Below are 14,708 nucleotides of genomic sequence, written 5' to 3'. Positions count from 1 at the left end.
GATAAGTTTTTTGAATCACTCTTTTGGATATCATTTGATTTTTTCGATGGCTTTTTCCAATTGCTTCAAATGACGTTTTTCATGTAGGCCAATAAATGGGAACCATTGCACAAGCGGCACCTTGCCGAACACTGGGTGCTTCATTGACTTGCTTTCAAGCACGTCTTCTGTCGTGCCGTCGTAAATGCTGTCTAGCAGCAAACGTGACGTCGCGAGGCGCGACCTCATGTCTTCAAGCGGGATGAATTGGCCACTCGGCGCAAGAGGCGCCGGCGCATCCACTTTCACCATGCGGCTGACAGTCAACTGGATTGGCTTTTTGATGACCTTCTCGCTGCGCTCGGAAGCCAGTTCCCGGGATATGTTTTTGGCGATGTACGCTTCCATCAAGTTCAAGTGTTCGAGGATTTCCATCGGCGACCATTCGCCTTCTGCCGGTTTCTTGTTGAGCTGTTCGTCGGACAGGCCGTCGACAGCATCCAAGACTTCTCTTCTAATCTTTTCGTTGTCTTTTTGGTACATGGGTCCACTCCTTCCATCTGCTCAAATACTCCTCACTATTGGCATACCCTATTATTCTATATAATAAAAAGCTTTCCTGCATTTTTCTTAAGTACCGTATCTATTTGAATAAATGATTTTCATATTTAGATACTCCGCAAAACCGCTGGGCTTGCCGAGGGCGAGCGCCAAGCCTCCTCAGCCCGCTTTCGCGTGCTTCCGGGGTCTCGGCTGTCTCGTCGCTTCGCTGCCCCGCAGGCAAGAATTATCCGAAGCTTGCGAGGGTAATTCTTTGCGACGAAGCGCACAGCGCTGCAGGAGCAGTACGGTTTTCTCAGCAGTTTTGCTTCGTATCTACAAAATTGCTCTCTTATTTTTATGAACTTATCCGGCGATGCAACGGTTTTTCATATCCCGAAGCTTGCGAAGCGTTGCAGGGACAGAAACAATCGTCTACGCTCTGCCAAAAGCGTCCGGAGCGTTTTTCAAAAGGTTTCTTGTTTAGTTCAACTTATATTCCTTAAATTTTTAAATTGCTGTGACTTGGATTGGCCAGAACCCTGACGCATAGCGCTTCTACAAGGGAAAGCACGTTCTATTCTTTTGAAACAATGGTATAATTAAGGGAATAAATATGAGAAGAGGTGTTGCTTTATGCCTTATGGATACGAGAAATACCGCTTGAAAAATGGCATCAGCCCGAATACAGTAATTCATGAGGTTCAGTTGATTCGTGCGCTGTTCGCCTATCTCCGGAAAACCTATAAAAAAACGGTGGAGCCGCATGAAATTCGGCCTTCTGACATCCAGAAATTCCTGCAAGAGCAGCACGAGACCGGCATCAAGGACAGTACATTGAACCGCAAACTGATCCATATCCGGCAATGGTTTGATTATATGTGGCAGATCGGGAAAATTCCTGTTGATTTTATGCCAAAGTTCAAATTGGCGCAAAAGCTTGATTTGACGCCAGCTGACATCCACATCAATTACGAGGATTTGTTAAAAAAGAAAGATGCAGTAGTGGAATCCGATCAACTCTCGCTGAATGCGAAAATCCTGTTCCTTCTATATATGCGCGGTTTGCGGCTACGGGATATGGCCGCCATCGAAGTCGATGATTTTGCCGATCACGGCGACACTTTGGCGCTGACGTTCGAAAAGAAAGACGGCTACGCGTGCCAGCTGGAATTTGCCGACAAGGAAGTCCCGGTGCTGCGGGATGCGATGGAGCGCGCTGTTTTCCGGAACACACCGTATTTGCTGTCATCGAAAACGAAAGAAGGCTATTCGATGTTCAAGATGGGTTCGCTGTCGGATTATACGGAAGCGTTGACCGATTTTGTCGGCACTCCGATCCGTTCCGGCGACATCCGCTTTGCTTACGTGCATTACCTGTATGCAGTAGAGCACAAGAACCTGGAGGAAATCCAAGAGATTCTCGGCGTTTCGATCGATTCCGCTTCCCGTATGCTGAAAGAATCGCTGACTCGGCTAAAAAGGGATTGAGCAGCACAAAAAATAGCCTGCCCCGTTAACGGGACAGGCTAATCGAATTAACGTCTACATGAAAAATTCAAAGTCGATTACAAAATTAAACAGGATTAATGTGTGAATGACAACGAACCAGAGGCCTTGGCGGTTCAATTTTTCTACGTTTTCATATTGCATAGCTGTCATCTCCTTTTTTGTGATTATACAAACTTTTCTGACAAATATCAATAAAATAATTTGCAATCACTATAAGAAATTCGGATACGGTAATGCAAGGCAGCAGCATGGTTGTTACTAAGGATTAACATCATGGCTATAGAGCTACTATACGAGGAGGTTGAACATGAAAAAAGCATTATTGGTTGTGGATTATACAGTGGATTTTGTCGCAGACGACGGCGCATTGACGGTCGGCAAACCGGGACAGGAAATCGAAGATAAGATTTGCGGATTGGTCGAAGAGTTTATTGCAGAAGGTCATTTTACGGTATTCCCAGTGGATCTGCATGAACGGGAAGATGAATTGCACCCTGAAACCAAGCTCTTCCCTCCTCATAACATCCGCGGTACGGCCGGCAGAAATCTGTACGGGCGGCTAGCCGATGTCTACGAAAAACACCAAGACAGCATCATTTGGATGGACAAAACGCGCTACAGCGCGTTTGCCGGAACGAATTTGGAGTTGATGCTGTCAGAGCGCAGCATCCAAGAATTGCACATCGTCGGCGTCTGCACGGACATTTGCGTCCTTCACACTGCGGCCGACGCTTATAATAAAGGCTTTAGCATTGTCATCCACGAAGAAGGGGTTGCAAGCTTCGATCCGGAAGGCCATTCATGGGCGCTGCGCCATTTTAAAAACACGCTCGGAGCTGAGCTGAAATAATTTTTTTCGAAAGTATGTTTCAAATGTCCCAATTCAGGTTATATCTAGAGTGTAGCAATTATTCATAACTAAAAGGAGCTGGAACAAATGGGATTTCTTCTTTACTTGATCATGGGTGGTATTATCGGTTGGCTAGCAGGTATGATTCTAGGCAAAGACATTCCGGGCGGAATTATTGGTAACATCATCGCCGGTATCATCGGAGCATGGCTAGGCGGCATGTTATTAGGACAATGGGGTCCAGAAATCTGGGGAGTTTACATCGTCCCTGCATTAATCGGCGCCTTGATTCTAGTATTCGTATTGAGCTTGATCTTGGGTTCAATGCGCAAAGGCCGCAGAAGAGCATAAGTTAATATTTTTTAAAAGGAAACCCCGTCAGCCATATGGTTGACGGGGTTTCCTTTTTTCTATGCGACTATTTATTCAGCCGCAAATTCCTTTTCGTACTTATGATAATAGTGCAGCACATCATCTACGTATTCATCGCTATGGTTGTATTGGAAAATCGCGCGTTCCAACTCCCCTTTTGCCGCTCCGTTTTTCGACAGGTAATTCGCAGCGCTATACAATGCGTCCGTCAAATTGTAAGGATCCGCAACGCCGTCTTTATTGCCATCGACGCCATAGCCGCCATATTCCGCGATGACTGAAGGATCGGTTTTAGCTTCTTCTGGAATCTCTCCTTTGCCAAGACCCGAACAAGACGGATAGGTCCACCCAACGAATGTGCACGGCATGAATTGCAGATGTCCTTCTGCCCCTACCGGCGACAGGAGCGGGTCCATCGTTGAAAACTTCGTTTCTATGCGGTGATGTGCAGCCAGAAGCGTCCATGGAACGCCATAAGCATCCGCAGCTTCCTGGTAGAGCGGGATGTTTTCTTCGGGCAACTCGATTTCAAATAAGTTTTCTGGCGTCTCTTTTATATTGTGTTTAATCGCATCCGGAATGATCGTGTAAAAAACCATGATCAATATTGAAGCCATTACGACCGTTGCAGGAAGGAGCATGACCATCACCCAAAGCTTGAGCCGTCTGCCACGTTTCGCTTTCGTTTTCTTTTTCATCATTTCCACACCTAATCGAGTTATTTCCCCCATTTTACCACATAGATTGGTGTAGAGAGGCTAACGGCGTAAAACTGTTTAATATTTGAAAATATTTTTAAATACATAAGCAAAAAAACAAGCAGCTACAGAAATTCCTGTAGCTGCTTGTTTTAATAACTGCTGTACAAGAGTGAGAACTGCCATCTAGGCTCCTTTCATTTTTCTAGCCCAAATAAACGCAGTCGTTAAATTGAGTTCTATGAAGACTGCGTTTTCATTATAAAGGGCTCATTTTGCACCTTTTGACGATAATCGATTCCAATCTGCATGAACCGCTTTAACGATTTCATCAGAAAAAAGCTCTAGAAAATCGGCTCCCCATTCAGCCTTCGCTTGTCGTGGATCGCCTAATATTCCGATTTCAGTAAGTCCGACTATCCCATTTTCGAACAACTTTTCTAACGCATCATCTGTCATGGGGCCGATATATCCGGGCGTTGCTTTGGCCATGTCCACTAGTTCAGGCGCAATGTGGAGCATGACAGATGTTTCCATTGCGCCCCCGTGTCCAGTGCTTCCTTCAACCAGTCCATATTTCTTTTCAAACTGCGCCATGAGATCCAATAATTGCCGTAATGTTAAAGCGCTGCTAAAACGAATATCCGGATGCAGTTCTAGCAAGTTCTTAACAATCTTCTCGTTTTCACTGAAATTCCCTCCATGAGAAGAGAATATAATTACCTTTTTAAAGCCGTGTTTTTTATAACTCGTTACATAATCTTCAAGGATCCCACGGTAGACTTCCGGACGAAGTGTTAAACTTCCGGCCATAGGCATGTGATGATCGGACAGGCCCGGGCGAATTACCGGTGCTACAACTGCAGCCCCTAGTTTTTCAGCAGCAAGGATTGCCACTGCTTGCCCAATGAGGGTGTCCGTCAATTCCGGCAAATGGTAGCCATGCTGTTCAACGGATGCTGTACAGATGATGACTGTATCCACTCCAGATTCAATTTTTTCTTTAATCGTTGCCCAGTCCATGTGTTCAAGCAAGTAGTCTTGGTTTTTCAGTCTGATCTCCTCCAAGTTTTTAATTTTTACAGCTCCTTTACACTCCCTCTAGTTCTTCGCTCCTTATCTTTGATAATCCTTTTAACAGACCGCAAAAAGAAGCGTTCCTTTGAGAGAAAATTCTTGATCACCCTGCAAAATGACGCTTAACTCCAACCAGGCATCCATTGCCTTTTTTCTACCCCAATGGATTTTCTCCATACACTTCCCATAACAGCGGAAACTTACTCTTAAGCCCTTCTTCGTCGTTTTCATCCCAGTCAAATACCATCTCTGGTTCTTCATAATCATCGCCGGATAGCTTCCAATACAAATCCAGATATTCCTCTTGGTCCAGATCCGTCTTTTCTTCAAACGCCAGGCTGGCCGTGTAAAGGAAATCTTCAAATTCAAAAATGTCGCTGCCCCACTCTTTCAAATGTGCAATGACGCTTTCCGGATTGCGGATCGCTGCTTCATACGGCTCTTTTCCTAGAAACAAAAGCCAGGCCCGGAAATAATCAAAAGCATCATCCGAACAGCCGCCCATGATGATATACGCCGCTGCCCACAAGTCGGAGGTATACGAGCGGTAGTAATTCTGGTTGCAATGAAAATCAAAGCGAATAATGTCGTTCACTGGTTTTTTGGAAAGCTTGGCAACAAGCCATTCCAACTGCTCTTCACAGTCCTCCCCTTTTCTATGTGCCAAAGCCAGGAGCTCCCAAAACTCTTCTTCTGACATGCCGGTAGTTTGAACGACTTCTTCTTCTCCATCGATTTCTCGGTAGCCTTTTTTAAACTTCGACTCGATCAGTTTGTTCGCTCCTTTCCAACAAAGGTCTTCAGAAGCGAATTCTCTGGTGTTTACCGACCCCATTGTTCCGATTCTCCCATAGGAAACGATAAACATATTGCCTTGCACTTTGATTTTCCAAAATTTATTGGAAAAGGCGGTTTTACAAACCAGCGATTTATCCACCAAAACACCCCAACTTCTTTTTTACCTGCTAATAAATTCAATTTTACTCTATTTCACATGGATAAAGCAGGTCGTAATTCTCTGCTGTTTCCATCCCAAACTTCACAACTCTATTCTCTCGGTATTCCACAAACCTTAATCCGAAAATTTTAAGTTTCTTGGACCTAGCTTATTGCCATATAGATGGCCCACCATCCATTTTGACCATTTTCCGGTTTTGGTTAAAGAGTTTCGGCATCCGTAATAAGTCAAAGGACTCAAAAATGAATATTACATGTACAGACCTGCATAGGTATGCTAATGTGAGAAAAATCAAACTAATCCTAAGGATTAAAGGAGTGTATCAATTTGAACCCATTATTCAGCCGCTTAGATGAACTTTACGAAGAAATTGTTGAAATCAGACGCCACCTTCACCAAAACCCGGAACTGTCTTTTCAAGAAGAAAAAACTGCAAGGTATATTGCGGACTTTCATGAAAAATTAGGGCACGAAGTCCGGACGAATGTCGGCGGACATGGTGTATTGGCTTATTTAAAAGGAGACAAACCCGGCCCTACTGTTGCGTTGCGTGCTGATTTTGATGCGTTGCCGATTCAAGAACAAGCCGATGTTCCCTTTAAATCGGTTAATGATGGCGTCATGCATGCCTGCGGACACGATGGCCATACGGCGACATTATTGGGGTTAGCCAAAGCGCTGAACGGCATGAAATCGGATATCGAAGGAACGGTATTATTCCTGCATCAGCATGCGGAAGAATTGCCACCGGGCGGCGCGATCGCAATGATCGAGGATGGTTGTTTAGATGGTGTTGATGTGATATTCGGGACTCATTTGCAAGCCCAGATGCCGCTCGGCGAAATCGGCTATCGCTCGGGCCCTTTGCAAGCAGCTCCTGACCGATTCGACATTAAAATCATCGGAAAAGGTGGACACGGTGCATATCCCCACGAGACAAAAGACAGCATTGTCATCGGTGGACAATTGATCGGCAATCTGCAGCAAATTGTCAGCCGGCGGGTCGATCCGCTGGAATCAGCGGTCGTCTCTGTTTGCAATTTCGAAGCGAAAAATCCCTATAACGTTATTGCCGATAGCGCGTCCATGACTGGAACTGTCCGTACGTTCAAGGAGGACATCCGCACTTTCATTGAAAAAGAAATTGAACGGATTGTAAAAGGCACCTGCTACGCAGCTGGTGCGGATTACGAATATACTTATGCGCGCGGTTATCCGACCACTGTAAACCACACAGAGGAAACGGAATTTGTCGCAGCGCTCGCCCAGGAAGTGCCGGGTGTTGAAGCTGTCAACGAAACGCCGCCAGTTATGGGAGGAGAGGATTTCTCCTATTACCTGCAAAACGTAAAAGGAACGTTTTTCTTCACAGGAGCCAAAAATCCGGATGCGCAGGAAACGTTCCCCCACCATCACCCGAAATTCGATATCGATGAACGCGCTTTGCTGATTGCTGCAAAGGTGCTGGGATCAGCTACATTAAATTACCAGGCAAATGAAGCCGCTAAGGTGGAGCAAGCAGCACAATAAACACGCAATTAGCAACTTAAGGGAGAGATGAAAATTGGCTCAGGAATCGTTGAAATTATGGAAAGACTGGCGCTTGCACTTGGTTGTGCTCGCCATTGTCATTGTTGCAGAATCGATTGGCACACATTCGATACCACTTGGGCCTGGCGCAATTTTATTACTGCCAATGCTCTATGCAGTTATCATCGGACTGGCACTGTACTTCACGCCGCTTGTCAACGACAAACAATCAATCAACGCGGAACCGCTGGTATTTTTATCGGTTGCCGTGCTAATTGCAAAATTCGGCGTTCAGGCCGGTCCTGCCATCCCGCAAATTATTGAAGCGGGCCCTGCCCTTTTGCTTCAGGAATTCGGGAATCTCGGAACAATCTTTTTAGCCCTTCCTTTAGCCGTCTTCTTGGGGTTGAAACGGGAAAGCATCGGCATGACGCATTCTATCGGCCGGGAAGCGAATCTGGCGTTGATCACCGACAAATACGGCTTATCTTCTCCTGAAGGCCGCGGCGTCATGGCGATGTACATTTTTGGTACAGTTTTCGGATCGATTTTCATCGGGCTGATTTCAGGTTTTCTGGCTACGGTTACGCCCATCCATCCCCTTTCCTTTGCGATGGCAACAGGCGTAGGGAGCGGCAGTATGGCCGCGGCATCCCTTGGTCCACTAATCGCTGCATATCCTGACATGAGTGCAGAGTTGACCGCCTTTTCCGGCGTCAGCAACCTCATCTCTTCCGTTTCAGGCTTGTATATGAGCATTTTCGTCGGCTTGCCGTTAACGGTGAAAATGTATGAGATTTTATCTAGAAAAAGAGATTTGAAAGCTGCAGGAGGTAACGAAGATGTTAAAAAACCTTAAAGAGTGGGTCATCGTATTTATCATTATCGGCGCTATCATGCTGATCGGCAACTGGATCGGCTACGACATCATGCCGCTTGACGCGTTGCCAGGATTAGCTGTTTTAATCGGCATCAGTTTAGCCGGCTTGGTTATCCACCGGCTCTTGCCTTTTCAAATGCCAAGCATCGCCTATATCGGGATTCTCGGGTTAATTTTGACACTTCCCAACATGCCCGGTTCTGAACAGATTGTCGCTTGGACGGCTGAAGTCAGCCTTCTTGCTATCGCTACTCCGATTTTGGCATATGCTGGTGTGTCGATTGGGCGTTCGTGGTTCGATTTTGTGCAATTGGGCTGGCGGACAATCGTCATCGGCATGTTCGTACTGCTCGGCACTTTCTTAGGATCCGCTTTGATTGCAGAAGTGGTTTTGCGCATGCAGGGCATTATTTGATGAAATGAACCAACGCATTTTGCGCTGGGACCAATTAAAACAAGCCGGGTCCCTCAGGTGTTTATCTGAAGGAACCGGCTTGTTTTACTATTGTCGTTTGACTAAAGGTTCCAACTGAATAAAAAATCAGCTTAATTACGTCAGTGAATTTATTTCCACCGTATTTGTACATACGGCATCCACCAATCCCAAACCAAGGAGTGATTGAATGAACAAAAAATCCATCACATTCGTGTTTATCTTATTTTGCATATCCCCTTTTCTCCTAATGGCTTGCTCCAATGAAGAATCCGACGGCTCCGAATCTACTGCTGCTCAAGACACGCTCATTTTTGCCCGCGGCGGAGACTCGGTGTCTTTGGATCCGTCAGAAGTGACCGATGGCGAATCTGAAAACGTCGCGCAAAGCATTTTGGAAACGCTGACCACGTTTGCAGAAGGCGAAACAACGGTAGAGCCGATGCTTGCGACTGAATGGAACGAATCGGAAGACGGCCTCACGTATACGTTTACATTGCGTGAAGGCGTGAAGTTCCATGACGGGACCGATTTTAATGCGGACGCTGTCGTCTTCAATTTCGAACGATGGATGAACGGCAACGCAGATAACTTCCCCATGTACGGCAGTGTATTCGGCGGCTACAAAGCGGACGGCACGCATAACATCGCTTCTGTCAGTGCAGTGGATGAATCAACCGTTGAAATCAAGCTTAATGGTCCGCAGCCTACGCTTTTGAAAGACTTAGCGCTTACTCCCCTCGCTATCTCGAGTCCGGAAGCGATTGAAAAGTCCGGTGAAGAATACAAAAGCAATCCGGTCGGTACCGGGCCGTTCATCTTCAAGGAATGGATACGCAATGACCGCATCGTCCTTGAGAAAAACAACGAATACTGGTTGGATGGCTACCCGAAACTCGAACAAGTTATTTTCCGGACCATCCCGGACAATTCTGCACGCCTCAATGCACTGTTAAGCGGCGAAGTGGATTTGATTGCCGGTTTGGATTCAGAGAATCATGCACAGATTGAAGAAAATCCGGAATTGGTCCTATTCTCGAGGCCGCCCCTTAACCTCGGATACCTGGGGATGACGTTGACACACGAACCTTTTGATGACCCTCTCGTCCGCCAGGCGCTCAGCCACGCAGTCAACAAAGACGCGATGATCAAGGCGTTCTTCGGTGAAGGGGCAATTGCCGCCAAAAACCCGATTCCCCCGGCTGTCGAAGGTTATAACGATGCAATTGAACCGTATCCATACGACCCGGAAAAAGCCAAAGAGCTTCTCACTGAAGCCGGTTTGCCAGACGGCTTCGAAATGGAACTTTACGCAATGCCGGTATCACGCCCCTATATGCCTGATGGCGCAAAAGTCGCTGAATACCTGCAGTCAAACTTTGCGGAGATCGGTGTCAAAGCCGAAATCGTAACATTTGAATGGGCAACTTATATCGAAAAAGCGCTGAACGGCGAAGCTGACGCATTCCTGCTCGGCTGGACGGGCATGAACGGCGATGCCGATAACTTCCTTTACACGCTTTGGCACGGTGACAATATCGGTTCAACCAACTCAACGCAGTATAATAATCCGGAACTGAACAAGCTTCTGGACCAAGCGAGAACGACGACAGATCAAGAAGAGCGAAATAAAATTTATGAACAAGCGCAGGTGATCATGCATGAAGATCCGCCTGTCATTCCGCTCGTCCACACGTCGCCAACTCTTGCCGGCAAACAAAACATCATCGGATTTGATCCGCACCCGACTGGCCGAGTAATCACGACGAAAATCGAATTTGAATAATAAAGGAACTCAAAAAAGATGGCTCACCAATTCAGAAATGAATTCGAGCCATCCTTTTTTGTTTTTACTGCCCTTCAATAAAATAGGATTAGTGTCCCAAATGCAATGAAAGTTGAATTGGTCAGAAGCAGAACATACAATTAACAATAGATGAGAAAAAGATGGTGGGTGGGTATGAACTGGAATGTTAATGATTTTCCGCAGTCTAAAGAAACACATCATGAGTGCTGTTGGCATTTAAATTTACTGTTAATGTAACACCGATACATTGAATACCTATAATGAAATGAGGTAGCATGACCATGGAATCCATGTCAATGACTGTAAAAAAGGAATCAATAAAATCATTCCACTCAACTATTAACAAATTCGAAAAAGCCTTGTCTCAGATGACTGAGAAAGGCATTAATACGACGCTATTACAGAAGCGTCTTCAAGCCCATTATGTCGGCTTGGCTGTACTCGAAAACGCTTGGCACCAAAAACCACATTCATACAATACTGGAGAAATGGCAGAAGCCCACATTGTTTTTGACGGCTTAATTCCATCACTAGAGAATGCATACCGTAAATCAAAGGCAGGCAGTCCGCAAAGAACGCTTTTAGCAAGAAGGATTCGAGCTCTGGAATTGGCTATACACGTGATTGAAAAAAATTAGCTGAGTAGAAGCGATTTAGGAGCTGCTGCGATTTGCATCAAGTTTATTGTTAAGAAAATACGAAAAAAAGGACCTCATTCAAGGTCCCTTTCATCAACAAATCGCAGCTGTAATCATGTCAATTTCTCCATTTTCCCCATCGACAGAATCAACACCACGCTCGCAATTTTCTTTATTTTCCCACTCAACGATATAGTTATTGCGTTTAAGTTCTATTGAAAGAATTTCGACTTTGCCAATGTGTCCGGAGCGGAGTTCGATAACACTGGACTTCGCCTGATCTTCCGAGACAGTTAATTCTGCATTATTGCAGCCACTTACAATGAAGATCAGTGAAACAAATATAGCCGAAACTAATTTCTTCATTTTTTTCCTTCTTATCCTAATTTCCGAAACAGCTAGTCCTGACAATACTAATAGCCCTTAATTAATTCTTCCATCCCAATTTCAATCCCACACTTCTTCAAACGCTCATTTCTCTTCTCATAAAGCATCTCAACCATCGGAAACTTCTCGCTTCCCAGGGCGTGGTGAATCTTTTTATGGCACATTGCGCAAAGCGAGACAATATTCGCTTCTACATCTAAACTTTTCTCGAATTGGGACTGGAACTCCAAAGGAATAAGATGATGCGCTTCTACATAATTTTCACCTGTTACGGATGAAACAAAAAACTCATGCGCAGTATCCCATTCGCATTGATATTCAGCCTGTACAATGGCTCGTTTCGCAGTCAATGGAGCTCTTGCCCATTGCATTTTTTTGAATGCATTGCTTCCTTTTTCAATCAACTCTTTCGGTCTATCTGTAACATCTGCCTTCGTGATTGTTATTTCTTCGATGGCTTTTTGATAATCTTCATCATTCTTAAACTTCACAAATCTGACTTGCCGCTTTGCTAATAACTGCTTCAGCGCAGGATATTGGACAGCGTCTAAAATCTGGTGCGATTGGTTGAAGCTTTTCATTCCGTCCCATATTTTCTGAACATCTTTTAAATCCAGCGGATCAAAAGTGAAAATAGACGATTTCGAAAATTTATAATAACCATTGTACCCGAATTCATTCACTTCATCATAACTTACTGTTTTTTTAAGCTGCGCAGAAGCAATCAAACGGCCTTGGAACTGAAATAAAACCAATGTCCCTTTTGGTGCGGTCATTTTTTTCTTAAACTGATATTTATTGCCCGGCAAATAAAACTTGAACCAATCCTGGACTTCCTCAATGCTTTTTCCAGTGAATGCAAGATCATTTTTTGACATGGGCAATAACCGTATATCCGTCACCTCTTGTGGGGCAAGATCTACTTGTTCTTGGTATTTATTCGCCATTTTCCCGGTCTCCTTTAAGCTGCTATATGATTGTATTTAAAAAATTTGTTAATTCAGAATACCACATTTAAATTTTTTAAAAGGAATTTTCTTCAATATTTTTCGTAATTCCTCAGCACGAATCCCACATTTTAATCGCTAATTTCATATGCTTTGCCAATCCCCATTTGCTTATAAACTTTCCTTTTCGCCTTTTTTAATTCCTTTTGCAACTCTTCCAGCTTGCGCTCGATTTTATCGGTCTTCGTTTTATACGCTTCCATGAGCGCTTGTTGTTCTTTAAGTGGCAAATCCGGAATTTCCAACGCCTCGATATCTTTTCTGCTCAATGTAGGCACAGTGGTGCCGGACAATTTGCTGGCCAATAAAAACTGTGCAATCGGACTATTCAAATACGTCTTCAAAAATTCAGGATGCAGTTGGCCGCCGCAGCGGATGCCGATGAAGTTTTGTGAAAGCAGCAAGTCTTCTTCGTCTTTCAAAATGATGGCCGTCTTAAGCGCCTGGCCCCGTATCGACAAAATAACGTCCCCTTTAAGCAGGCGGTATTTCTCCACTTTGGCCTTGTTGTCGATGTCGTATCTAGAGATGTGATCCAAAATCAGCTTGCCGTCCTGCACGTCTGATATTTTGACAATTCGGAACTTTCCTTGTTCGCTTTCCTTGTTCTTGGATACGACATTAAAGCCACTGAAGAATGATGCTTTTTTATGAAGCGGCACAGTCTTCTTGAGATTCAATTTGTCCTGATAGACTTTCACATGGCCGTGTCCCGTGACATAAATCTCACTCGCCATCAAATAGCGGCTCGGCAATAAATTTCCGTCCTTTATGTCATTAATCGACACCCATTTGCTGAAATCTTCGGTTTCCGTGCCTAGCCGTACAGTCTCCGCAATCTCTTTAATCGATCCCTCCGACAGCTCCTTTTTCTGGCGAATCTCTTCTATGAAACGATCCGCCGCATTGACGAATAAAATCTTGCCTTTTCTGTCGGCGCTTTTTTCTTTATTGAAAAACAGGATATTGACCGGCAGCACCGTCTTTTCGTAGAGCCTTGGCGGAAGCGACATCACAGCTTCGATGACATCGGAAGCAATGATGTTCTTCCGAATCACCGCATCTGCACCGCCTCTGTACAAGGTCCCGTCGATGGTTGTGACTATGCCTTTGCCTCCTTCATTAAGAGAAGCCAACGCATGGGAGATAAACGCCATATCCGCACTGCGCTTAGACGGCACACCGTAGACAAAACGCTGGAAGGGATCATTCGTGATGATTTCGTTGTTTTGCAGCGCAACTCCAAAAGGTGCATCCATGTAAACAAAGTCGAATTGCAGCACGTGCTTGCCTTCCGTAAAGGCTGGTGACGTTAACACATTGCCAAGCCTGAGGTCCGCATCCTCGATTCCATTGATAAAAAAGCGAATCTTCGATAAAGCAAGCGCCTTCGGAGAGATCTCCTGACCGTAAATCTTCAAAGAACGTGCTTGCTTTTTCGCTCCGATCAAGCCGCTGCCAAGCCCTGCAACTCCGTCGTATAAACTGCCGCTTTCTGGATTCAGTATCGATAACGCAATCTTATTGATAGTCTCAGGGGAGGTATGTTGTTCTGATCCACTGCGTCCACGATACTGGCTTAATATCCGCTGCGCTTCATCGAGCCATTCGCCGTAATCCTTGATTTCTTTGGCAATGTCGTAAAAGGCGTAAACGAATCTTGTCAGCTCGTCCGCTCCGATCCGGTCCAAAACATCTAGCTCCGAAGAAACTCCACGTAAAGCCGGGATTTCTTTGTCGATCTTTTTCAACGCGTTTTTCAAATGAGATTTCGTCTTGCCTGTCTCTTTTAAGGCAGCGCCCAAATCTATGCCAGTTGCAACATCTTCCAGTTGGCTTACATAACTCACCAAGCAGCAAATCGTCAGCAATTCGATCACATCTTCTGAACCCAAAGAACGTTTATCACGTTCTATTAGATTCAATAATATTTTATCGTTAGTCATTGAAAGAACTCACCTCTCTATTAGTATTTAAATACTAACTTATCTATTCTAAAAAAATATTGCATCTCTTGAGTTCAAGATACAGCAATTAAAG

Annotated in this window: 15 protein-coding genes; 8 read left to right on the top strand and 7 right to left on the bottom strand. The window is 44.9% G+C overall.

The genetic code is table 11. The annotated features are described in order from the left end of the window. Positions 1-30: 30 nt before the first annotated feature. Positions 31-522 carry a DinB family protein gene (locus tag AC4EHB_RS02485; RefSeq protein ID WP_490980571.1) on the bottom strand — a complete coding sequence of 164 codons (492 nt, stop codon included), beginning with the start codon at positions 520-522 and terminating at the stop codon, positions 31-33. Between the two features lie 633 nt (positions 523-1,155). On the opposite strand from AC4EHB_RS02485, the gene AC4EHB_RS02480 reads away from it, so the two are divergent. The 3 genes from AC4EHB_RS02480 (at position 1,156) to AC4EHB_RS02470 (ending at position 3,232) form a co-directional block, all read left to right on the top strand. Beyond that, entirely contained in the window at positions 1,156-2,010 is an 855-nt protein-coding gene (locus AC4EHB_RS02480; RefSeq protein WP_490980570.1) for a site-specific integrase, read from the top strand. 328 nt (positions 2,011-2,338) lie between these two features. After that, entirely contained in the window at positions 2,339-2,881 is a 543-nt protein-coding gene (locus AC4EHB_RS02475; protein WP_490974016.1) for a cysteine hydrolase family protein, read from the top strand. 87 nt (positions 2,882-2,968) lie between these two features. Further along, positions 2,969-3,232 (top strand): GlsB/YeaQ/YmgE family stress response membrane protein, encoded by a 264-nt coding sequence (locus tag AC4EHB_RS02470; RefSeq protein ID WP_490974015.1) that lies wholly within the window; start codon positions 2,969-2,971, stop codon positions 3,230-3,232. 71 nt (positions 3,233-3,303) lie between these two features. Here the strand turns inward: AC4EHB_RS02470 and AC4EHB_RS02465 are convergent, their stop codons facing one another. The 3 genes from AC4EHB_RS02465 to AC4EHB_RS02455 all read right to left on the bottom strand — a co-directional run bounded on the left by AC4EHB_RS02465 (position 3,304) and on the right by AC4EHB_RS02455 (position 5,965). Continuing rightward, complete coding sequence (locus tag AC4EHB_RS02465; protein ID WP_490980569.1) at positions 3,304-3,951, bottom strand: lytic transglycosylase domain-containing protein; 648 nt, start codon at positions 3,949-3,951, stop codon at positions 3,304-3,306. 270 nt (positions 3,952-4,221) lie between these two features. Next, positions 4,222-5,019: a creatininase family protein gene (locus AC4EHB_RS02460; RefSeq protein ID WP_490980568.1), complete on the bottom strand. Its 798-nt coding sequence runs from the start codon at positions 5,017-5,019 to the stop codon at positions 4,222-4,224. A 163-nt stretch (positions 5,020-5,182) separates the two neighbouring features. Next, positions 5,183-5,965 (bottom strand): DUF4240 domain-containing protein, encoded by a 783-nt coding sequence (locus AC4EHB_RS02455; RefSeq protein ID WP_490980567.1) that lies wholly within the window; start codon positions 5,963-5,965, stop codon positions 5,183-5,185. A 348-nt stretch (positions 5,966-6,313) separates the two neighbouring features. Here AC4EHB_RS02455 and AC4EHB_RS02450 point away from each other — a divergent pair, with 348 nt between their 5' ends. From AC4EHB_RS02450 to AC4EHB_RS02430, 5 genes are all read left to right on the top strand, one after another. Continuing rightward, the gene (locus AC4EHB_RS02450) at positions 6,314-7,516 is read left to right on the top strand and encodes a M20 family metallopeptidase (RefSeq protein WP_490980566.1); all 1,203 of its coding nucleotides are present in this window, start codon (positions 6,314-6,316) and stop codon (positions 7,514-7,516) included. A gap of 34 nt (positions 7,517-7,550) precedes the next feature. Continuing rightward, the gene (locus AC4EHB_RS02445; RefSeq protein ID WP_490980565.1) at positions 7,551-8,375 is read left to right on the top strand and encodes a DUF3100 domain-containing protein; all 825 of its coding nucleotides are present in this window, start codon (positions 7,551-7,553) and stop codon (positions 8,373-8,375) included. Further along, on the top strand, positions 8,359-8,811 hold the full coding sequence (locus AC4EHB_RS02440; RefSeq protein ID WP_490974009.1) for a hypothetical protein: 453 nt from the start codon (positions 8,359-8,361) through the stop codon (positions 8,809-8,811). Before AC4EHB_RS02445 ends, AC4EHB_RS02440 begins: the two co-directional genes overlap by 17 nt. Positions 8,812-9,019: 208 nt before the next feature. Then, positions 9,020-10,615, top strand: a complete 1,596-nt coding sequence (locus AC4EHB_RS02435) for an ABC transporter substrate-binding protein (protein WP_490980564.1) — start codon at positions 9,020-9,022, stop codon at positions 10,613-10,615. A gap of 302 nt (positions 10,616-10,917) precedes the next feature. Beyond that, on the top strand, positions 10,918-11,274 hold the full coding sequence (locus AC4EHB_RS02430) for a hypothetical protein (RefSeq protein ID WP_490980563.1): 357 nt from the start codon (positions 10,918-10,920) through the stop codon (positions 11,272-11,274). A 93-nt stretch (positions 11,275-11,367) separates the two neighbouring features. Here AC4EHB_RS02430 and AC4EHB_RS02425 read toward each other — a convergent pair whose 3' ends face one another. From AC4EHB_RS02425 to AC4EHB_RS02415, 3 genes are all read right to left on the bottom strand, one after another. Next, positions 11,368-11,640: a hypothetical protein gene (locus AC4EHB_RS02425; RefSeq protein ID WP_490974006.1), complete on the bottom strand. Its 273-nt coding sequence runs from the start codon at positions 11,638-11,640 to the stop codon at positions 11,368-11,370. Positions 11,641-11,687: 47 nt separating this feature from the next. After that, positions 11,688-12,608: an HNH endonuclease gene (locus AC4EHB_RS02420; protein ID WP_490974005.1), complete on the bottom strand. Its 921-nt coding sequence runs from the start codon at positions 12,606-12,608 to the stop codon at positions 11,688-11,690. 131 nt (positions 12,609-12,739) lie between these two features. Continuing rightward, a complete protein-coding gene (locus tag AC4EHB_RS02415; protein WP_490980562.1) occupies positions 12,740-14,614 on the bottom strand; it encodes an N-6 DNA methylase in 1,875 nt (624 codons plus the stop codon). Between the last annotated feature and the right edge of the window lie 94 nt (positions 14,615-14,708).

The organism is Planococcus sp. TJ-302 (assembly GCF_058268455.1).
The sequence above is the reverse complement of the archived record's forward strand: the minus strand, read 5'-3'. Positions and strand labels throughout refer to the sequence as shown.

What these genes read in the sequence shown, in the direction of transcription:
- AC4EHB_RS02470 (WP_490974015.1), top strand. Translation starts at nt 2,969, where the DNA reads ATGGGATTTCTTCTTTACTTGATCATGGGTGGTATTATCGGTTGGCTA.
- AC4EHB_RS02430 (WP_490980563.1), top strand. Translation starts at nt 10,918, where the DNA reads ATGGAATCCATGTCAATGACTGTAAAAAAGGAATCAATAAAATCATTC.
- AC4EHB_RS02465 (WP_490980569.1), bottom strand. Translation starts at nt 3,951, where the DNA reads ATGAAAAAGAAAACGAAAGCGAAACGTGGCAGACGGCTCAAGCTTTGG.
- AC4EHB_RS02415 (WP_490980562.1), bottom strand. Translation starts at nt 14,614, where the DNA reads ATGACTAACGATAAAATATTATTGAATCTAATAGAACGTGATAAACGT.
- AC4EHB_RS02480 (WP_490980570.1), top strand. Translation starts at nt 1,156, where the DNA reads ATGCCTTATGGATACGAGAAATACCGCTTGAAAAATGGCATCAGCCCG.
- AC4EHB_RS02485 (WP_490980571.1), bottom strand. Translation starts at nt 522, where the DNA reads ATGTACCAAAAAGACAACGAAAAGATTAGAAGAGAAGTCTTGGATGCT.
- AC4EHB_RS02425 (WP_490974006.1), bottom strand. Translation starts at nt 11,640, where the DNA reads ATGAAGAAATTAGTTTCGGCTATATTTGTTTCACTGATCTTCATTGTA.
- AC4EHB_RS02420 (WP_490974005.1), bottom strand. Translation starts at nt 12,608, where the DNA reads ATGGCGAATAAATACCAAGAACAAGTAGATCTTGCCCCACAAGAGGTG.
- AC4EHB_RS02440 (WP_490974009.1), top strand. Translation starts at nt 8,359, where the DNA reads ATGTTAAAAAACCTTAAAGAGTGGGTCATCGTATTTATCATTATCGGC.
- AC4EHB_RS02435 (WP_490980564.1), top strand. Translation starts at nt 9,020, where the DNA reads ATGAACAAAAAATCCATCACATTCGTGTTTATCTTATTTTGCATATCC.
- AC4EHB_RS02475 (WP_490974016.1), top strand. Translation starts at nt 2,339, where the DNA reads ATGAAAAAAGCATTATTGGTTGTGGATTATACAGTGGATTTTGTCGCA.